Origin of the sequence: Arthrobacter alpinus, from assembly GCF_001294625.1 — a bacterium.
Taxonomy (GTDB): Bacteria; Actinomycetota; Actinomycetes; order Actinomycetales; family Micrococcaceae; genus Specibacter; species Specibacter alpinus_A.
On the sequence record NZ_CP012677.1, the window covers coordinates 243,406 to 262,829 of the forward strand.

The 19,424-nt window shown below is 58.9% G+C and carries 20 protein-coding genes and 1 pseudogene; 12 read left to right on the forward strand and 9 right to left on the reverse strand.

What is annotated here, in order from left to right:
* From AOC05_RS00925 to AOC05_RS00940, 4 genes are all read left to right on the forward strand, one after another.
* Complete coding sequence (locus tag AOC05_RS00925) at nucleotides 1–987, forward strand: electron transfer flavoprotein subunit alpha/FixB family protein (protein WP_062004871.1); 987 nt, start codon at nucleotides 1–3, stop codon at nucleotides 985–987.
* A gap of 66 nt (nucleotides 988–1,053) precedes the next feature.
* A complete protein-coding gene (locus AOC05_RS00930) occupies nucleotides 1,054–1,941 on the forward strand; it encodes a cytochrome b/b6 domain-containing protein (RefSeq protein WP_154606434.1) in 888 nt (295 codons plus the stop codon).
* Nucleotides 1,942–2,024: 83 nt separating this feature from the next.
* Nucleotides 2,025–2,768: an SDR family NAD(P)-dependent oxidoreductase gene (locus tag AOC05_RS00935; protein ID WP_062004873.1), complete on the forward strand. Its 744-nt coding sequence runs from the start codon at nucleotides 2,025–2,027 to the stop codon at nucleotides 2,766–2,768.
* A gap of 151 nt (nucleotides 2,769–2,919) precedes the next feature.
* Complete coding sequence (locus AOC05_RS00940) at nucleotides 2,920–3,138, forward strand: hypothetical protein (protein ID WP_062004875.1); 219 nt, start codon at nucleotides 2,920–2,922, stop codon at nucleotides 3,136–3,138.
* 631 nt (nucleotides 3,139–3,769) lie between these two features.
* Here AOC05_RS00940 and AOC05_RS20495 read toward each other — a convergent pair.
* Both AOC05_RS20495 and AOC05_RS00950 read right to left on the reverse strand, forming a co-directional pair.
* Nucleotides 3,770–4,125 (reverse strand): annotated as a pseudogene (locus AOC05_RS20495) (IS21 family transposase); the annotation flags it as partial.
* A gap of 262 nt (nucleotides 4,126–4,387) precedes the next feature.
* The gene (locus tag AOC05_RS00950; RefSeq protein ID WP_231687158.1) at nucleotides 4,388–5,188 is read right to left on the reverse strand and encodes an IS1595 family transposase; all 801 of its coding nucleotides are present in this window, start codon (nucleotides 5,186–5,188) and stop codon (nucleotides 4,388–4,390) included.
* A gap of 197 nt (nucleotides 5,189–5,385) precedes the next feature.
* Between AOC05_RS00950 and AOC05_RS20645 the strand changes: the two genes are divergently transcribed.
* A complete protein-coding gene (locus tag AOC05_RS20645) occupies nucleotides 5,386–5,748 on the forward strand; it encodes a glycoside hydrolase domain-containing protein (RefSeq protein WP_420480374.1) in 363 nt (120 codons plus the stop codon).
* On the forward strand, nucleotides 5,679–5,915 hold the full coding sequence (locus tag AOC05_RS20650) for a glycoside hydrolase domain-containing protein (protein WP_082357657.1): 237 nt from the start codon (nucleotides 5,679–5,681) through the stop codon (nucleotides 5,913–5,915). The genes AOC05_RS20645 and AOC05_RS20650 overlap by 70 nt, the downstream gene beginning before the upstream one ends.
* 53 nt (nucleotides 5,916–5,968) lie before the next feature.
* On the opposite strand, the gene AOC05_RS00955 is transcribed toward AOC05_RS20650, so the two are convergent.
* The 6 genes from AOC05_RS00955 to AOC05_RS00980 form a co-directional block, all read right to left on the reverse strand.
* Nucleotides 5,969–6,262, reverse strand: a complete 294-nt coding sequence (locus tag AOC05_RS00955; RefSeq protein ID WP_062004881.1) for a Dabb family protein — start codon at nucleotides 6,260–6,262, stop codon at nucleotides 5,969–5,971.
* 62 nt (nucleotides 6,263–6,324) lie between these two features.
* Complete coding sequence (locus AOC05_RS00960; RefSeq protein ID WP_082357658.1) at nucleotides 6,325–8,775, reverse strand: xanthine dehydrogenase family protein molybdopterin-binding subunit; 2,451 nt, start codon at nucleotides 8,773–8,775, stop codon at nucleotides 6,325–6,327.
* 5 nt (nucleotides 8,776–8,780) lie between these two features.
* Nucleotides 8,781–9,269, reverse strand: a complete 489-nt coding sequence (locus tag AOC05_RS00965) for a (2Fe-2S)-binding protein (protein ID WP_062004886.1) — start codon at nucleotides 9,267–9,269, stop codon at nucleotides 8,781–8,783.
* Entirely contained in the window at nucleotides 9,266–10,063 is a 798-nt protein-coding gene (locus tag AOC05_RS20655; protein ID WP_062004888.1) for an FAD binding domain-containing protein, read from the reverse strand. Before AOC05_RS20655 ends, AOC05_RS00965 begins: the two co-directional genes overlap by 4 nt.
* A gap of 12 nt (nucleotides 10,064–10,075) precedes the next feature.
* Nucleotides 10,076–10,819, reverse strand: a complete 744-nt coding sequence (locus AOC05_RS00975; protein ID WP_062004889.1) for an arylmalonate decarboxylase — start codon at nucleotides 10,817–10,819, stop codon at nucleotides 10,076–10,078.
* 209 nt (nucleotides 10,820–11,028) lie between these two features.
* Nucleotides 11,029–11,811 carry an enoyl-CoA hydratase/isomerase family protein gene (locus tag AOC05_RS00980; protein ID WP_062009176.1) on the reverse strand — a complete coding sequence of 261 codons (783 nt, stop codon included), beginning with the start codon at nucleotides 11,809–11,811 and terminating at the stop codon, nucleotides 11,029–11,031.
* 107 nt (nucleotides 11,812–11,918) lie between these two features.
* Here AOC05_RS00980 and AOC05_RS00985 point away from each other — a divergent pair, with 107 nt between their 5' ends.
* The 6 genes from AOC05_RS00985 to AOC05_RS01010 all read left to right on the forward strand — a co-directional run bounded on the left by AOC05_RS00985 (nucleotide 11,919) and on the right by AOC05_RS01010 (nucleotide 18,548).
* Nucleotides 11,919–14,324: a xanthine dehydrogenase family protein molybdopterin-binding subunit gene (locus AOC05_RS00985; protein ID WP_157374861.1), complete on the forward strand. Its 2,406-nt coding sequence runs from the start codon at nucleotides 11,919–11,921 to the stop codon at nucleotides 14,322–14,324.
* A complete protein-coding gene (locus AOC05_RS00990; protein ID WP_062004893.1) occupies nucleotides 14,321–15,157 on the forward strand; it encodes an FAD binding domain-containing protein in 837 nt (278 codons plus the stop codon). The genes AOC05_RS00985 and AOC05_RS00990 overlap by 4 nt, the downstream gene beginning before the upstream one ends.
* A complete protein-coding gene (locus AOC05_RS00995; protein ID WP_062004895.1) occupies nucleotides 15,154–15,675 on the forward strand; it encodes a (2Fe-2S)-binding protein in 522 nt (173 codons plus the stop codon). Before AOC05_RS00990 ends, AOC05_RS00995 begins: the two co-directional genes overlap by 4 nt.
* Before the next feature lie 91 nt (nucleotides 15,676–15,766).
* On the forward strand, nucleotides 15,767–16,792 hold the full coding sequence (locus AOC05_RS01000) for a quinone oxidoreductase family protein (RefSeq protein ID WP_062004898.1): 1,026 nt from the start codon (nucleotides 15,767–15,769) through the stop codon (nucleotides 16,790–16,792).
* Between the two features lie 108 nt (nucleotides 16,793–16,900).
* Nucleotides 16,901–17,386, forward strand: a complete 486-nt coding sequence (locus AOC05_RS01005; RefSeq protein ID WP_154605006.1) for a hypothetical protein — start codon at nucleotides 16,901–16,903, stop codon at nucleotides 17,384–17,386.
* Nucleotides 17,379–18,548, forward strand: coding sequence for an XdhC family protein (locus tag AOC05_RS01010; RefSeq protein ID WP_062004902.1), 1,170 nt, complete (start codon nucleotides 17,379–17,381; stop codon nucleotides 18,546–18,548). Before AOC05_RS01005 ends, AOC05_RS01010 begins: the two co-directional genes overlap by 8 nt.
* Nucleotides 18,549–18,692: 144 nt before the next feature.
* On the opposite strand, the gene AOC05_RS01015 is transcribed toward AOC05_RS01010, so the two are convergent.
* Nucleotides 18,693–19,367, reverse strand: a complete 675-nt coding sequence (locus AOC05_RS01015; protein WP_062004905.1) for a GntR family transcriptional regulator — start codon at nucleotides 19,365–19,367, stop codon at nucleotides 18,693–18,695.
* Nucleotides 19,368–19,424: the final 57 nt, after the last annotated feature.

Sequence of the window (19,424 nt, forward strand, 5' to 3'; positions counted from 1 at the left end):
ATGAGCAACATCCTGGTCAATATCGAAGTGGCAGCAGACGGATCGCTGCGCCCCACCACAGCCCACCTCCTAGGGATGGCAGCACGGCTCGGAGAACCCGTGGCCGTCCTGGCAGCGACCAAGGGAGAGTCGCTGGAACTCGTGAGGAAACTGGGCGAACTGGGCGCGGGGACTGTGGTGGTCGTTGAGTGCCCGGGGTCCTCAAACCACGTCGCTGCCGCATCGGTGGCCGCCCTGGCTGACGCCATGACGAGCCACGCACCGGCTGCCGTGCTGGCCTCCACGAGCCCGAGTGCACGCGAAGTCATTGGTCGCCTCGCGGCCCGTACCGGAAACTCCGTGATCGTCGAAGCCATCGACGTCACCAACGACAATGGCCGGATCGTGGCAAGCCATTCGATCTTCGGAGGAAGCTACACGACGGAGTCAGGTGTTGGTGCGGGCATCGCGCTGGTCACCGTCTCCTCTAGCAGCTCCGATGCAGCCCCGGCTGTTGCCTCTCCCGTAGTGGAAGTGCGCGTACTGGATGTTGATACCCGCTCGGTTGCGGCGATCACGCACGTGGCGGTCGCCTCGGTAGGATCGGGACGTCCCGAGCTGCGTTCGGCCCGCATTGTGGTCTCGGGGGGCCGCGGTCTGGGCTCAAAGGAAAACTTTGTGCTGGTGGAGGAAATGGCCGACATGCTCGGGGCGGGGTTGGGGGCTTCCCGTGCTGCGGTCGACGCCGGGTACGTCCGGCAGAGTTGCCAGGTCGGGCAGACGGGAGTCAGCGTTTCGCCCGAACTGTACCTAGCCGTGGGTATCTCCGGTGCCATCCAGCACCGGGCCGGCATGCAGACGGCCAAGCGGATCGTGGCCATCAACGCCGACGCCGACGCCCCGATCTTCGACGTCGCCGATTTCGGTATCGTCGGGGACCTTTTTACGGTTCTGCCCCAGTTGCGGGATGCCATTGCTGCACGCAGTGCCGCGCGCGCTGGCGTTTAGGGAGAGTGCCCGGTGTCGTTGACAACCAAGACCAACCCCCCTCCCCGACGCGAACGTCAACGTTGGCTGGGACTACTCAAGTGGGTCGCCATCGCGGTGGTGGCGCTGGCCGCCGTCGTGCTGGTTGCCCGCTGGGCACGCGAGTTAGGCCCCGTTCAAGACTTCCTGCTCCAGTACCCCGGCCACAGCGAACTGCCCGTGAATGCGCCCGTGGGGATTCCCGCCTGGCTGGGCTGGCAGCACTTCCTCAATGCCTTCTTTCTGGTGCTAATCATCCGCTCAGGCTGGCAGGTCCGGACCACGGCTAGGCCCAAAGCGTACTGGACGCGCAAGAACACGGGGCTGCTGAAAACCAAGGGAAAGCCGACCAAGATCAGCCTGGAACTATGGTTCCACCTCTCCTTGGATGTGCTGTGGCTGCTCAACGGAGCGGCGTTTGTGGTGCTCCTATTTGCCACGGGTGCGTGGATGCGCATCGTGCCCACGAACTGGGACATTTTTCCCAACGCGCTGAGCGCTGGCCTGCAATATGCATCGCTGACCTGGCCGGTGGAAAGTGGGTGGGTCAACTACAACGCCCTGCAGGTACTTTCCTACTTTGCTGTGGTCTTCATCGCCGCACCGCTGGCGGCGATCAGTGGCGTCCGGATGAGCCCGGCCTGGCCCAAAGGCAAGGCTGCCTTGGACAAGGCATATCCGATGGAGATCGCACGGAAGATCCATTTCCCGGTCATGGTGTTCTTTACCGGGTTCGTCGTGATGCACGTGACGCTGGTGCTGTGTACGGGGGCGTTGGCAAACCTCAATCACATGTTCGCCGCCCGCCAAGACGCCGGTTGGCTGGGTTTTGGCATCTTTGCCGCCTCACTGGCCGTCATGGTGGGGGGCTGGCTCCTGGCCCGGCCCATCTTCTTGCGGCCCGTCGCCGGGCTGATGGGAAAGATCTCTAAATAGGGGTTGCAACGTCTGCCAGAATTGGACACACTGTCCGCAGCTAGGGATCGACCGATTCCACGAACGGAAACCAAGGAGTCAGCATGCAGCTCGAGAATAAGGTAGTCATCGTCACCGGTGGTGCTTCAGGAATTGGGGGTGCGATCTCCAGGGTGTTGGTGGCCCGCGGCGCCAAGGTTGTAGCGGTTGATGTCAACGCAGAGGCCGGGGGATCGCTTCAACAAGATCTTGGGGAGAACGTCCAGTTCATTTTGGGCGATGTCAGCGAGAAAGCGGTTGCAGCGTCCGCGGTTGAACTTGCCAAGACAACCTTTGGCGGGTTGGACGGTTTGGTCAACAACGCCCATGCCTCGCGACAGGCAATGTTCAACGAGTTGACCGAGGAACAGTGGGATCTGTCCTTTAATACAGGTTTCCGGGCCACCCGCCAGTTCATGGCGGCTGCCTACCCGCTGCTGGCCGTCAACGGCGGTTCGGTTGTGAACTTCGGTTCGGGCTCAGCCATCGTTGGGCAGCAGACCCAGGCTGCCTATGCTTCGGCCAAGGAAGCAATCCGCGGGCTGTCCCGTGTCACAGCCAACGAATGGGCCAAGGACAACATCCGTGTCAACGTTGTCTCACCCATGGCACTCACCGCAGGTGTGAAGGCATGGAGCGAGGCGTTCCCCGAGATGTACCAGGATTCCCTCGCCAAGGTGCCCCTGGGCCGTTTCGGGGATCCAGAAGCAGATGTCGCACCTATCGTCGCATTCCTGCTTTCTGATGATTCACGCTATATGACCGGCCAAACCATCATGGCGGACGGTGGAGCCAACAAGATCTACTGATCCTTCCCACCTATAGGTTCCACACCGGACACGGCCAGCCTCAGACCTCCTGAGGGAGGATCTGGGTTCCCCTCGTTTCCAGGGATTTTGTCAGGCTGCATGTCGTAGGAAATCCGTTGACTCTCATGACCCGTCCGGAAGTATTGTAGGAATGTCGGAGTCGATTTTGGAGTTTGCGGGAATGCCGGATCCGGCGGTGCTTCGCCGGGTGGATTCGGAGTGCCAGACGACGGTCCTGCTCGCTGCGCGGGTGCGGTTCTTGTATGAGTGCGACGATGCGGGGTTACGCAATCTGGCGGTGGTCGCGCTCTCGGACGCCGGGGTGGCGTGCCGCCGGGCGTCGGAGTTGTTCGGGCTGAGCCCGGAGTAAGTGTCGATGTTGCGGGCCCGGGCCAGGACGTGGGCCGGGGAAGGTGTGAGCCAGACCGAGATCGCTGCCCGCCTCGGGGCGGCACGGTCGGTGATCAGCGAGATGCTCGCCGGGCACGGGGCTTGACAATCCGTTCCGCAGACATCGCATCTGGCGGCGGCTCAGGAATCGGGACCACGGCTCGCTGCCGTAAGTAGTGCATCAACACCACAAACGATGCAGCCGTCGGATGCGTCTGCCGTGTTTCCCCAGGGAGATCGTCAAGGAACCTCTGCAGCACCCCATCCGTCAGTGCGCCAGCGGCCAGTCACTGTCCCTGAAGCCAACGACTCAACCGCGCAACCAAGGATCCCAGCTGTTGTGTCTTCGACGGCGCATATCCACGTCCTACCAACAGCTCCCGGTAGCCGGCCAGATAGGGAGCCAAGGGGCCGTTTGGGCCCAGAAAATACTTCGTCATCATGCTCACCTTCCCGTATTGAGAAAACAAGCTTGCGCCACACGCGATTATATAGAAAGCGAATGGGTGCAGATCAGCACGCCGGCAACTGATTTCTCGGCCAGGGCTACCCGGTTTCTGCATAATTGCGCGTTCTACATAGTGGCGGTTATGCAGAATTCTTCATAAAGGCCATGCACCAGGCTCGGTGATCCACGGGCGGTGAACGCGCACCCGTCCAAGCTTCCACTCTGCCTTGATCTGAGCCACCGCGCGGCGGGTGGAACGCTCCGATCCCTCTTAACCCGTCCCCACCAGCTTCTGGTGGGTGGCATCGGTGCCCGTATCCGACCCCGTGAATTTTCCACGTGCTCCTCGATCTTGGGCAGGTACTCATCAGTGATCTTGTCTTTAGACACCGGCTCCGCCAAGGACCGGCCGGCATCCCGGTCAGCGACATGCTTGGCCACGATGTGGTGCGAACAGCCCGTCAGCTGGGTTGCGGCGCGAAACGACTTCGTAAGATCGAACGCTTCAAGAATTTCTATGAACTGGCTATCCCTGTAACTGCCGTGATTATGCGGTTCGTGGGACTCGCCAGGGACGTTCGGGTGGTGTTCCGGCGAGGGTGCGTGGCAGCGCGTGGGGTGTCGGCGGCGGGACAGGGGTTTCCGTCGACTTGCGGTGGGTGATGGCCAGATTCGTAGAGGTGGTGGGTGGGCCGGCTACGGCTGACTCGAGCAGTCGGAAGAACAGCAGGCCCCTCGTGTGTGAGTTACGTCGGTTGAAGCGGAACACGAACTCGTCCAGCTACCCCCGGAGACGCTCGGGCAGCACGCTGCCTTGGTAGGTGCCTTCAAGGACCCGTTTCGTCAGCGAGAACAAGAGGTGTACCCCCGGGAGAGACGGGTGCGCGGGCTGGCTCGAGGCTTTGACATTGTGCACCTCAATGGCGGCCGCTGCTCGTGGGTTAGGGGGGCCACCCATCCGTGATGAGTGTCGCCCCGGGGACACGTGGGCTCGGATGAAATCGGACCGGCTGGCCGATGAAGCATCGGCGATGATCTGTAGTCTGGCCCGGCCAAATCCTTCGCCCCGGCGCTCAATCGTGCCGGCCACGAGCGTCTTGCCTGCCGCACCGCGTCCGAAGGTGCCGGGGCTGCTCCCGCCGATGAAGGTCTCATCCATTTCGACCCGCCCACTGAGACTGTCACGCCCGGACTGGCTCATCACCGATCGTAGTTTATGCGTCATCGTCCATGCAGTTTGGTAGCTGCCAATCTCCGGCACCCGTTGCAGGGTCAGCGCCGACACCCCCTGCTTCGACGCCATCATCAGCCACGCCGCTTCAAACCAGACGGTCAACGGTGTGTGCGTGCGGTGGAATACCGTTCCCGCGACTACGCTGACACGGCGCCTACAGCCAGCACACCGGTGCATGCCCGGCACAACACCCCAATCGCCGACGTCCGCACACCATGGGCAAACGAACCCATCCGGCCAACGCAGCCAGTCCAGATAGTCAACACAGTCCGCGTCCGACCGGAACCAGGCCCGCAGCTCGGGCAGCGACCCAGGAAAATCCTGGCCCTCCAATGGCGAATCCATCATGAACGACACAATACGCGCAGCCCCAGACATCACGGCAGTTACATAGATAGCCAGTTTCTATGATTTCTCCGTCAGACTTCCTACAGAGCCTCTTCCTGGTTTGGTTTGGTGCGACTAGGCACCGACATCGAACCCCAGGAAGGGGCTTCCGCAGTTAACAACACGGCGATGCTAGAAAATAAGAGTGGGCAGATCTGATGACCACCAATGTGCATTTCTGCTGGCCATTAGTGGGCATTTTTTCATGGCCGGTAACACAAGTTCCCCCCAGGCTTTACTACTGCGTGGCACAGGACCGCGCAGTGTCGAACCGGTTCATTTCCCTGCCGTCCACCCGCAACCGCACTATCGGCGCACAACTGTTCCTCCCCGGAGCCGAAGGATTCTTGCACTGGGAATCAACTTTTACAATTCACTCCACTCCAGCGGGAGCATTGCCCCGTTCACAGACACCTGAGCGGGCAATGGCTTTCCGGGCAGAGACTCATTCTTGGTCTATCCTGCACCGGACGGGGAATTCTCCGAGTCCATCCGGTGCAAGGTGTTTGCAGAAGCCATGAATGACATGCGAGCCATGGAACTTCTGAGGACAATAGCATGTTCCGAGGAGGTAGCGCGGATAATTGATCCTGACTCCTCGATCACGCTCAGCCACTTCTCCTACGAGCCCGATCACTACCGATCGGTCATCAACCAACTAGCACTGCGATTGATGAAGTCAAATTAGTGAATGCGGTGGCTCCGCAGTGACGAGGCTGCAGCCCGTCGGTGGATGAGGGATTAGCCTGCGAACTGTAGAGCCGACTTGCTGACCAGAAACGGTTTGATGTGCTCGGTCGCTAGGGCCACATGTGCAGGGTGTGCTGAGTATGCGCGCCAAGACGACTCGTCATTGAACGACATCCGAAAGAAGACTGACGCGTTTCCTTCAGCAAGTCCAAGATCCGCGTGGACGTCAATTTCCTTGAGGCCTTCAATGACGCCGGACAGGGCTAGTAAGCCGTTGACGATCGCATTTTGCTGCTCCGTCGTCGCATCGTTTGTGAGGGTCAGCATGACATTGTGGTGGATCATTGTTCTCCTTGTTTTGGGTACTTATCGAGTTCTTCAAATGAAGTTGTGGGGGAGTCTAGACGTCACGGAGCACTGGCGGAACCTAACCAGTTAAGGATCTTCTCCGGGGTGACGGGCACCTCGTCGATGCGCACACCGTAGGGTGCTAACGCATCTTCGATTGCGGAAACTACCGCCGCTGGCGCGGCCATTCGGCCACCCTCACCGATACCTTTGACGCCTCGGTACGTGAACGGTGACGGTGTTTCCAAATGGCCCAACCGAATAGCAGGTACGTCGAGGAAGGTGGGCAGAAAGTAACTTCGAAAATCAGTGTTCTGTGGTCGGGCCTGTTCATCGAATGCCAGCTCTTCGGTCAGGGCCGTGGCGATGCCCTGGACCGTGGCGCCCACCACCTGACCACGTACCGCATCAGGGTTGACAACTGTTCCGCAGTCGTGCATCACGAAGTAGTCCAGAAACGTGACGACACCGGTCTGAAGGTCTACTTCAACCACCGGAATATGAACGGTGTGGCCCACGATCGGGGCGTAATTCCCCCAATCTGAGCCATCAGCATTCGGCATGCTGGACATTGGATGGTCGTAGGTGTGTGTGCTTTCCAGCCCACTTCGGGAGCCATCTGGCAGCCTGAGCGCTTGCCCGTTGGCTAGGCGGGCGATGGTGGCCAGTGTTGCGATGCTGTCGGGAGCACCTTGGACTGCAAAGGAGGTACGTGAGGGATCCCAGACTAGATCCGCTGGGTCGGCTTCCAACAGATTTGCGGCTAGCGGACGCATCTTTTCGATGACTTCCAGGACGGCACCGGCGACTGCTCCCGACAGCATAACCGTCATGCGGCTGGCTGATGGCCCCATGGCTGGTCCTGCCATTGAGGTGTCAAGTCGTGAGACCGAGACAGAGTCGACCGGTACTCCGAGTTCCTCGGCCACGACAGTTGCGGCGATTGTCTCCGTTGGTGTCCCTAGGGATGGGGAATGCAGGGCTACGCGCACCGTCCCCTGCGCGTCGATGCGCACGGATGCTGACTCAGCGGCAGTGGTGTTGCGACCGGGTTCCTGATCGAACATCAGCCACAGGGCTGTGCCGGTCTGGACGCTTCGCTCTTGGCAGGAAACCAAACCGATACCGATGGCGTGGGTCGCATCCTTGGACTCGCGCGCCTTAGCCTGACGTTCGCGCCACATGTCGTACGAGGACTCTTCTAGTGCTCGGTGGAGAGCGGTGGGATAGTCCCCAGAGTCGTATAGGTTTCCCGTCGCGGTGCGGTACGGGAATTGCTCAGGTTGCAGCAGGTTCAGTTCCCGGATTGCTACCGGAGATAGGCTCAACTCAACGGCAGCCGCGTCCACCAGACGCTCCAGCATGAAGTTGTGTGCTGCTCCGCCGAACCCTCGATAGGCCGCTTGGGGTACCTTGTTACTCAGTACTGCGGTGAAATCAAAAGCGAAGGCAGGGATGTCGTATGGACCAGTTGCTTGGGCAAGGGGCTCAGCGTTGTTGATTGGGCCCAAGATGAACGCCGAGCCGTAGTCTTCGACGATTGAGAACCGGAGCCCCAACATCTTGCCAGAACTGTCTAGGGCGAGTTCGGCGTCGTAGGAACGATCTTCACCGTGGTTGTCACCGCCCACAAGGTTCTCGACGCGACCCTCAATATAGCGCACCGGTCTGGCGGTCAATCGTGAGAGCAGCGCACAGATCACCATTGCTCGGGGTTGCCAGAACTTGGCACCGAAAGCACCACCGATGTCGCAGGCAATGCCTTTGATACGATGTGGTGGCAAACCCAACGTCGGTCCCAACGTCCACAGCAAAACATTGCTCTGGTGATTGCTCCAGAAGGTCAGTTCGTCAACGCCCGGCTCCCACTGTGCGACACAGCCGAACGTTTCCAACGAAGCTCCCGTTTGCCGGGGCCATTTCAGTTTGCGCCGGACGACGTGGGCCGCATTTTTGAAGACACCAGCTGCGTCTCCAAAATCATGTTGCCGATGCATAATCAGGTTGCCTGCAATGTTTTCGTGAACGAGCGGCGCACCTGGGGCTAGTGCCGCATCTGCATCCGCTATCGGTGGCAGGTCCTCGTAGGTCACCCGTATGAGCTTGATTGCATCTTCTGCTATCGCCCGGGTCTTGGCGGCAACAGCAACGACCGGCTCGCCCACGTGGCGGACCTTGTCGGTGGCGAGGGCGTGGAGAGGGATGTCCAGTGGCGGATTGTGCATCTGGGCCATCGTGTAGATGTTCGATGTGGATTCCTGTACGTCTGCACCGGTGATAACCGCGTGCACACCCGGAAGGGCTCGCGCTTGTGTCACGTCGATGTCGATGATTCGCGCGTGAGCTGTGAGACTTCGCAGCAACGCAACGTGTAGCATGCCAGGTAGTTGGAGGTCGGCCACGAATTTTCCACCGCCGCGCACGTGTCGTGCCGACTCGATGGTCTCGCGCGGTTGGCCAAACGCGTGCGATGGGCTTGTAGCAGGTGTGGTTGGGGCTGGTGAGCTCATGGCGGTTATTCCTCCCGCTCTTGATCCTGTTTTATCATCGATGCAGCAAGTTGCACGGACTCGACGATCTGGTCGAATCCGGTGCACCGGCACAGGTTGCCGTGCATCCAGTCACGGATGGTCTCAGGACTTGGGTCTGGGTCATGTTCGAGCAGGGATTGGGCGGTGAGCAACATGCCCGAAGTGCAGAATCCGCATTGAAGTCCGTGTGCTTCTCGAAAAGCTCGTTGTATGGGAGCTAACACTGTTGGTGACTTGGCCAGACCTTCAATGGTGCCGATGGCATCCCCCTCGGTCTGGGTTGCGAGCACTAGACAACTACGCTCTGGGCGGTTGTTGATCAATACCGTGCATGCACCGCACACTCCGTGCTCACAGCCAAGGCGGGTACCGGTCAATCCGCATTCCTCGCGGAGGGCATCGGCGAGAGAAGTTCGATCCTCGACAAAGACTTCGTGGACAATACCGTTAACTTCAAGATTCACTGCTCTCACGTCCCGCTCCCAACTGCTTCGTCAAAGGCTCTGCTAGCAAGTATCGGAGCGACCTGGCGTCGGTAGCCGGCCGTAGCGCGTTCGTCATCAAACGGCAACAAGCGTGTGGATAGATCTTTGAGAAGCTTGGCTCGATCGGTGCCCACCAGCAGGATTGGGGTCGGTGCTGCTCCGAAGACGACTAGTCGCAATAGTCCAGATGACTCTCGCGTTGCGACCGCCCCCACCACTGGCCAGGTGATGTGCGTTCGCCGGACCAAATGAAATCCCGATCCAGACAGCGCATTTTTAGGAATGCGGATTCGCACGATCAGCTCGTTTGGGCTCAGGACAGTTCGGTGCTGGCCAATTTGAAGGTCCGCGGCATCAAGGGTGCGCTTTGTTGTGTCCACGAGGGCATTGAGGACAATCAGTGTGCTGGGCAATTGAGATGTGGAGTCCGCCCAGGCAAGGCTCCCGCCCAACGTGGCACGGCTTCGGATTCCGACCGCTCCCACTGAACCGAGAACTCTTATTAAAAGGGGGGCCGTAGTGGCCACCTCAGGTGAATCGCTGATGTCCCACATTGGAACGCCAGCGCCAATCGTCAGAAATTCAACGTCTTGAGTGATTCCTCGAAGCTCTGCCAGCTTGGAGATGTCTACAAGACTGTTCTCGGACCGGTCGCCTAAGCGCAGTGCAGGAAGTAGACTTTGCCCGCCGGCAAGCACCGCTGGCACCGGCTCTGAACCGAGCATCAGCGACGCCTCCAGCAGGTTTGCTGGCCGTTGATATGACAGCGGAGCGAGCTTCATGATTTACCTAGCCTAGTGTTCACGAAGGAGCGCCCCGTGTCCGGAAAGTTGGTCGGTGATTCCATTTTCTCGTAGCGCCAGCCACCACGTTGCAGCATTGATCGCAATCACCGGTTTGCCCAAGATCTGCTCCATTTCGTCGGCCAGCCCGACCGCCGAGAGGTTCGTTCCCACCTGGACGATGGCATCCACCCCGTCGTGATCTACCTCGTAGATGGCCTCTCGCAAAGTTTCTTTGGGTACTCGCGCAATCGAGACAGCTGTCGGACAGCGCAGCCCTTTAATTTTGGAAACGGGGTGTCCAATTTCCTCGAAGAATCGCACCACGTTTTTATCCCCCACCTCTTGGTAAGGGGAAATAACACCGATCTTTTTGGCTCCGAACAGTTCGAGTGCCTTCCGGCACGCATCGGCACCTGTGGCGACACGAAGCCCGGAAAAAGACTCGATATCTTGGGTGAACTTTATGTTGCCTTCCACACCACCCCAAAAAGTTTCTGCGCTCATCCCCATCACTAGGTAGTCAGGTTCTGCGGTCAACACTCGGGAACACGCTTGGTCAATCTCGCCACGAATCTGCCCCAGCAGCGCCTCGAAGGCCGAATCGCTGGTGATTTCTTGGTCTCTGATATGGATCCGACCAACATGAGCCGTCACTCCAGGAACTCCCATGCGGTAATAGTCCGGCTCAACGACCGTGTTTGTTGAAGGAGCGAGAACTCCAAAAACTCCGCGCCAACCAAGTACATCCGTCATCTGGGGTGCCTTCCGTTAATGTTCATTTTGTGCTGATTGTATACTATCTACTGCGCCATGGACGATACCCTGCCGGCCTGTGATCGCGAGTTCGATAACAAGATCGCTGGTATTCATGCTTTGTCAGTCTGTTTCTGCAGTGAATCTACCCATTTCTCGCTACCGGGTCAATAAGATTGCATACAATTCAACTCTATTTCGCGGCTGCTTCAGCGGGCGACGAACTTCTCCAACAGATTCTGAGCCCCAGGTGTAGCGATGGCTCGGGCGATCGTCCGGGCTTCTTCGGCACCCACCTCAGCTCTAGTGGATTCCCATCCGCCACGTATCAGGCGGCGCGTCTGTCCAAGTGCTAAATGCGGTCCAGCTGCGAGGCTCTTAGCTAAATCAAAGGCACGCTTCGTCGGCGAACCATCAGTGGCAACCTCGGCGATCAAGCCCCAGGCGAGGGCTTCATCTGCAGTCACGGCTCGATTCGTGAGGGCCATCGCCAAGGCCCTCTGCTGTCCGATGGCTCGCGGTAGAAGGTACGACGTGCCGCAGTCGGGTGTAAGTCCAACCCCGGAGTAGGCCAGCACGAACTTGGTAGACGGATCTGCGATCACCAGATCGCAGCTGAGAATTAGTGCTATACCGGCTCCTGCCACAGCGCCCTGAACGGCCGCGACCACGGGCTTCTCTAGCTGTGCCAGTTTTCTCAGCGCCCTGTCGAGTGTTTCTGCAAGTCCTTCTAGGTAGAGTGCATGGTCGTCCGCAGCGAGCATTGAACGCAGGTCCCCGCCGGCACAGAAGCGCTTACCTGCGCCGGTGACCAAGATAGCGCGAACGGCTTCGTCGGCTGCCGCCCTGTCGATCGCCATTTCTAACGCCTGGGCTGTTGGCTGATCGATCGCATTGGACTCCTGAGGTCGGTTGAGCTCGATGTGAGCGACGGCGTCAGAGTTCTCGTATCTGATGAGATCACAGGCGGCGGTTGGATTGGTATCGGTCATGGCGGGGGTCCCTATCTCGAAATCGGTAAGATTGTATGCAGTATCTACCATTATGCGGACCAAAGGGCTATTGACAGACCGCTAGACGTTCTGGTTGCATACAATATGTGACCCAGACCATAGCACCTACCCAGTCCGCCAACTACGTTGGGACATCGCAACGCAAACACAATGGAGACAAATTCCTGCGTGGTGAGATGATATACATCGACGACGTCCGGATCCCTGGAATGCACTTTGCAGGGATCGTTCGTAGCCCGCATCCGCATGCCCGGATCAAGTCGGTGGATCTGAGTAAGGCCAGTAATGCCGAGGGAGTTGTCTTTGTTCTGTCCGGAGAAGACGCGGCGAAATACACTGATCCTATCCCTCATTTTATTAGTCCAGAAGCCTTTGGTGGCAAGACTACGGATGTGCGATGCCTAGCGGTCGACAAGGTCGTGTATGTGGGTGAGCCGGTGGCTGCAGTTGTTGCGCAGACACGTCAGGACGCCGAAGCTGCTGTGGAGTTGGTGGAGGTTGAGTATGAGGTCCTCCCTTTTGTCATCGATGGCGAAGAGTCGCTGAAACCGGAAGCTCCACGCATCTACGAGCATTGGGACGACAACAAGGTCATCAGCATTCCGTTCATTAGCGGAGATACCGAGGCCGTATTCGCCGAAGCCGAGCACATTCTGGAGGACGAACTTAAAATCCAGCGGTACTCCACCCAACCCATTGAACCGCGCGGGTACGTGGCGGTTTATGACGTACGGGAGGGGAGCTACACCTTCCATGGTGCTTGCCAGAACCCCCATCCTCTCCGCTGGGTTCTCTCACACACGCTGCGTGTTTCGGAGAACGACGTTCGCGTGATTGCGCCTACAGTGGGTGGCGCCTTCGGTTTAAAGATGCATGGGCACCCTGAAGAACCTTTGATCTGCATTCTCAGCAAGCTCAGTGGCAAGCCTGTAAAGTGGATCGAGGATAGGACCGAGACCATGCTGGTCGGAGCCCGCGAACAGATGCACCGCTTCAAGGTCTCCTTCACCTCTGCCGGCAAAATTACGGCGCTGAAGGACCACTTCATTGCCAACGTGGGTGCCTTGGGAGCCCCTCCCGGCTGGGGCATGGTCTTCCTGAGTGGCCTGGCCTTTCCCACGGGCTACAAGATCGGCGCCACCGATGTGCTGGCCACGGTGGTAGCCACCAACAAGAGTCCATGGAACGCTGCCCGGGGCTATGGCAAGGAAGCCACTGCCTTGGTCATGGAGCGCATCATCGATCTGGTGGCTCGCGAACTGCAGATGGATCCGCTGGAAGTCCGCCGCGTCAATCTCATTGAGGCCCATGAGTTTCCGTACAAGACCGCTGGCGGTCTCAACATTGATTCCGGTGACTACCACGCCGCCTTAGACAAGGCAGTCACTATGATCGGGCTTCCTGCTCTGCGGGCAGAGCAGGAAGAACTGCGCAAAGAGAATCGCTATCTCGGTATCGGTTTTGCTTTTGAGCTCACACCGGAGTCAGGCGATATTCCCGGAACGTTGGTCGGCGGATTCGACACCTCCACAGTAAAGATGGACCCCTCCGGGAAAGTGACCGTGCTGACGGGCGTGACCACACCGGGTGGAGGAAACGACACGTCGATTTTACAGATTGTTGCGGACCAGGTCGGCATCGAGATGTCAGACGCGAGGATCATTCAGGGCGACACTCTGCTGACGCCGTACGGATTCGGCAACTACAGCGGGCGAAGTATGGTGACCGGTGGAAATGCCGCCTACCTGGCAGCAAAGGATATTCGCGCGAAGCTGTTGGTAATCGCGTCTCGACTGCTCGAAATCGATGAGAGCGACATTGACCTACGGGGTGGTTGGGCCAGAAGTCTCAGCGATCCGAGCAAGGCGATCAAGATCTCAGAAATCGCCTACACGGTCTACACCTTGGCATTTGCTACAGCCACCGGAGTGGAGCCACCGCTGGAGTCCACGCGCGTTTACCAGCCTGACAACATTCAACACACCCCCGACGCGGAGGGGAAAATCAACATCTATCCGACCTATTCCAATGCCGTGCACGTTGCAGTGGTCGAGGTGGACGCCGAAACAGGACACGTCAAGGTCCGTCGGTTTGGCACCGTCCATGACGCAGGGACTATTATCAATCCGCGTTTCGTGGAAGGACAGATGGAAGGTGCAACCACGATGGGAATCGGGGCTGCCTTGATGGAGCACTCGATTCACGACCCAGCAACGGGCCACCTTTCCACCAACCGTTTCAAGACTTACCTCATGCCGCGAGCCAGCGACGTTCCCATGTTTGAATCGGTGCACCAGATAACACCCAGCCCCTACACCGCGCTCGGAACCAAGGGAGCTGGGGAGGCAGGGGTAGGTGGGGCGCAAGCAGCGGTCTCCAACGCGGTGCATGACGCTTTGGCGCCACTGGGAATCACGATCCGTCAGATGCCACTGAACCCACAGAACGTTCTTCACGCCATCACCACCCAGCGAACGGGGCAGCAAGCATGATTGCACACCGATTCAAGTACTCACGTCCTCGCTCCGCAGAGGAGGCTGCCGCTGAATTGGCGCAGATGGACGGGCACGAAACAGCCATTATCAGTGGTGGCACGTGGGTAGTGCCTGAAATGAGTCAGCACCTTCGAAAACCAGAACTGGTCATCGATCTGAAGTCAGCTGGACTCGCAGGCGTACGCGCCGAAGCCGATGCCGTTGTGATCGGCCCGGCTACGACATACACCCAACTGGCACAGTCCAAGCACACCCCGAATTTTCTGAAAAAGGTTGTAGTGGGAGTCACCGGTGGCTCGCAGATCCGGAACCGTGGCACGATTGGCGGTTCGGCTTGCTACGCGAACCCTGCATCAGATATCCCCGGCGCGCTGGTGACACTGAAGGCGACGCTGCATCTTCGCTCCCATGGATCCACTAGAACTGTCGAAGCTGAGGATTTCTTTCTGGATGCCAACGTAACGCGCCTAGAACCTGGCGAGATCTTGGAATCGATCAGAATCCCGTCCAAGGAAGCTGGAAACCTCTTTTCCTATGAAAAGTTCAAAACCGCCCAAGGAAGCTGGCCAATAGTCACCGTCGGTTGCATTGCCTTTGAAGAGGATGCCGCACGGCGAGTTGTCGTGGGCGGTGCCGGAGCCACTCCGTTCGTGGTGGACCTGGACGGACAAGAGAGCGAGGAAGAAATCGCCGAGCGGGTACGTGAGGCAATGCGCCAGCCTTGGAGCGACGTCTTCGCAACCGCAGACACCCGCCGTCATATCGCGTGCGTCATGACGCAACGTGCCGTACGAGAAATTGCCGCCACCAAAAAGGGAGAACACTCATGACCAACCGGCAGCATAAACTTCCCGTGAATGTGGTTGTCAACGGCGTCAGGCACGAGGTCCACGTCGATCCACGTCTGGCGTTGGTCGACTTCTTGCGTGAAGACTTGGAGTTGACCGGTACCAATGTGGGCTGCCGTACCGGCGATTGTGGTGCCTGCACCGTTAGTGTTGACGGAGACGTTGTCAAGTCCTGCCTATCCTTGGCGGTGAGTGCTGACGGTAGCGAGATTCGTACCATCGAAGGTTTCGCCGGAGAAGGTGAAGAGTTGTCACCCATCCAGACGGCATTCTGGAACGAGTTCGGCTTCCAGTGCGGATACTGCCTTCCTGGGATGCTCTTCTGCACCGAAGAATTGTTGGATGAAAATCCTGACCCAAATGAAGCCGAAATTCGACACGCTATTGATGGCAATCTGTGCCGCTGCACTGGTTATCACGGAATCGTCCGGTCGGTGAAGGCCGCTGCCTCGGCCCGACCATGCGCATCGCGATGCGCTCCCGCTCCCGCTCCCGAGTGAGTCGATACATTGTGCGTCCCAATGACGCCACGTGCTTCTTCGTGCTCACATGCGCGTCCCAATCGTGGCCACCCAAGCAGAAATGTAACTAATGCGAACAGTAGTCATAGAAGCCCCAGGGAATGTCGACGACATGGTGGTCAAGGTATCACCGCGGCCTAGGCCACACGCGGGAGAGATTCTGGTACAGGTAGAAGCCGCAGGCGTCAACTTCATTGACATCTACCGACGCACCGGTGCTTACCCGGTGGACTATCCACACGTTCCCGGCCTTGAAGGTGCCGGCGTCGTCACTGAGCTTGGCGACGGCGTTACCGAGTTCGAGGTCGACGACCGAGTGGCGTGGGTCTGGGTGCCGGGGTCGTACGCGGAGATGCTGGTTGTTCCGGTGGAAGCGGCTTTGCGGTTGGAAAACTCCGTAGATAGCGTGACGGCGGCCGCCTGCCTTCTTCAAGGCATGACCGCTCAGTACTTGGCGGACTCAACTTTTGCGATTTCTCATGAGCACACCGTATTGGTTCATGCAGCCGCAGGTGGAGTCGGGTTGATGCTGACGCAGCTGGCTGCAGCACGAGGCGCGCGCGTCATCGGTACGGTATCCAGTGCCGAAAAGAGTGCAATGGCGTATGCGGCAGGTGCCGAGCACGTCACCCGTTACGACTTGCTAGCCGACATAACACAGCAACTGCCCTTGCTGGTCCGTGATTTGACCGATGGCGTTGGTGTCGACGTCGTCTACGACGGAGTCGGACGAACGACGTTTGACGCATCGTTGGCATCATTGAAGCCACACGGCCTCCTCGCACTCTACGGGCAGGCATCCGGTCCGGTTCCGCCTTTGGACTTGGGTCGCCTCAATGCCGCAGGGTCGCTGTATGTGACGCGGCCCAACTTAATGCACTTCATATCCAATCGGGGAGATTTGGAACGCCTAAGCGCTCAGGTCATGGAATCCATCGCGAACAAGGTCATTGAAGTCCAGATTTCTCGATCATTTCCATTGGACGAGGCTCCAGCAGCACATCGTTTTCTTGAGAGTCGACAGAGCACAGGCAAGATAGTCCTGACAATGGATCCAGTATCTTCAAATTCGTCCTGCCCAGACAGCGGAGGTTGAACAGAATCCATGTGCCCGACTTCGATCAAGTCCTGTGCAGAGCTTACCGATAGGCCCCGGTCGACCTGGTATCCGTCAGATGACGGGCTCGCCACTATAGGCTATCGGGTGTTGGCCATGCAGGTACCTCTGCTCGTGGAAGGCGCTCCGGGTACCGGCGGCAAGAGCGCATTGGCCAAAGCGCTCGCTCAGACGCCCGATATCGAGTTGATCCGGTTTCCGGGCTATGAGGGGATCGACCCCAGTCACGCGATCTACGAATCGGATTTCAATCGGCATTTCCTGCATTTGGGTGCTGCGGAGACTACGGGGGATTCCATCGCAGGACAGTGTGAAGCCCTAGGGGGAACCGAGCGCTCGACCTACGACGAACGGACCCTCCTCACCCGGCCGATCATGCAGGCTCTGCGCCAGAGCTGGGGCGTCGTTGTCGTCCTCGCCAGCCATGGCTGGGAAAGCGATGATCCGGCTCTGCTGGGAGAGCGGCTAGGGCAGAGCGGCATCGTGGCCGCGCTGCTTCCTATCGACCCCCTACCGTCAGCCGACTCACTGTGGAGATTTGAAGATATGTTGGAGGTGCTTTCTGATGCGTGATGTACTGGCCGAGCTGAAATCGGAGTGGGAGCTCGGAAATACGGCAGGATTAGCCACCGTTGTCAGGACGTACAAATCCGCTCCGCGCCTGGCCGGGGCCTCCATGCTAGTCACGCGCGATGGACGAGCCGTCGGATCGGTATCCGGCGGCTGCGTGGAAGGTGCGGTGTATGAGTTGGCCCGGGAAATGGAACACACCGGCACCGCGGTGCTGCAGCGCTACGGGGTGAGCGACGATGACGCGTTTTCTGTGGGGCTGACTTGTGGTGGGATCCTGGACATCTTTGTTGAACCGGTAAGCCCGGCAACGTTTCCCGAGCTTGAGGCGGTCTGGGATGATATTGGCGCTGGAAGACCGGTAGCCGTGGCCACAGTTATCAGACACCCGTCGGCCGACTGGGTGGGGCGTCGGCTGGTGGTGCGCCCCGCCGACAGCGACGGCTCGCTCGGCCACGCATCCGCCGACCATGCCGTTGCCGAAGATGCGCGCGGCCTGTTGGCCGCGGGGCGCACTTCGACTCTGGGCTATGGTCCGCAAGGACAACGACGGGGCGAGGGGATGGAGATCTTTGTGGCCAGCTATGCGCCGCGACCGCGAATGCTCATCTTTGGGGCTATTGACTTTGCCGCCGCGGTTGCCAGCCAGGGATCGCTTCTGGGCTACGACGTGACCGTCTGCGATGCGCGAAACATTTTCGCCACTGCAGCCCGATTCCCTGATGCGGACCAAGTGATCGTGGACTGGCCGCACCGGTACTTGAAAGGCCAGCTCGAGGCAGGTTTGCTGGACGGGCGCACAGTGATCTGCGTGCTGACCCACGACCCAAAGTTTGATGTGCCCTTGTTGGAGATCGCCCTGCGGATCCCGGCGCTGGCCTTTGTCGGAGCCATGGGATCACGGCGTACCCATGAGGATCGGATGGAAAGGCTGGTGCAATCGGGACTACGTGCGGAGGAACTCGCGCGGCTGAGTAGTCCAATTGGACTCGATCTGGGATCCCGTACGCCGCAGGAAACGGCAGTCTCAATTGTCGCGGAGATCATCTCAAAACAGTGGGGCGGAAGCGGCGAGCCGCTAAGTGGAATCTCCGGATCAATTCACGGTTCCTCGCACGAATCTCGAGAGCCATGGCCGAGTATCGAAATCAACTCAAAGAAATAGCATCGCAAGCGACAAGATTAGTCAAACGTCTCGCAGCTTCGGCTAGCAGCCCTGGTGTTTCGTCAGTTTGCATGTGAAAAAGCTGGACTGTGGAATCGTTCCGCCTGGGGAGACGCTGTCGGTACCTGGCGACAGAAAGCAAAGCTATTGGACGGAGTTCGCGGTTACTACTGCATTCCTGGCGGCCAGAATGTGAACGCGCATTACAGCCTCCGCCCATTCCCCGTCGCGGGCTTTTGCGGCCGCCACGAGTTCGGCATGATGCTGCATGCTTCGTTTGAGTTCCTCAGGGGTGTAGCTCATGAAGGTGTGTGCCACCATTGTTGGCCGCAGGATTGCCCGCAGCGCAATGGAAAGGTGCCTGTTGCCACACAGTTCTACGAAGATGCCGTGAAATGCGCCGTTGAGAGCGCTCAGCTCGTTGTGCCGGCCGGCTCGCACAGCTTCTTCCATTTGGTTTGCCAACAGCTCAAGCCGCTCAACGTCCACATCGGTGAGGTGGGGTACTGAGAGGAGGGCGGCATGGGGTTCAAACCCAGCGCGAACGTCATAAAGGTCAGCGATGTCCCCGGCGCTAAAGGAGACAACCTGTGCTCCTTTATTGCGGCTGATCTCCACTAGGCCTTCTGCGGCCAATCTTTTGATTGCCTCGCGAATAGGAGTCCGGCTGACCCCGATGCTCTCGGCCAAGGTTTTTTCCCTAAGCCAAGCGCCGGGTGGCAGGATGCCTGAAGCCAGCATGGAGCGCAGTTGATCGTAAACGCTCTGTTCTGCGCCCTGCCCGAATTCGTAATCCGGTGTGGTCGAATCGATGTTCATGACTGTCGCACCTTGCATGTTGGACGATGGGTTTTACTCACGGGAGGCAGGTGTTGC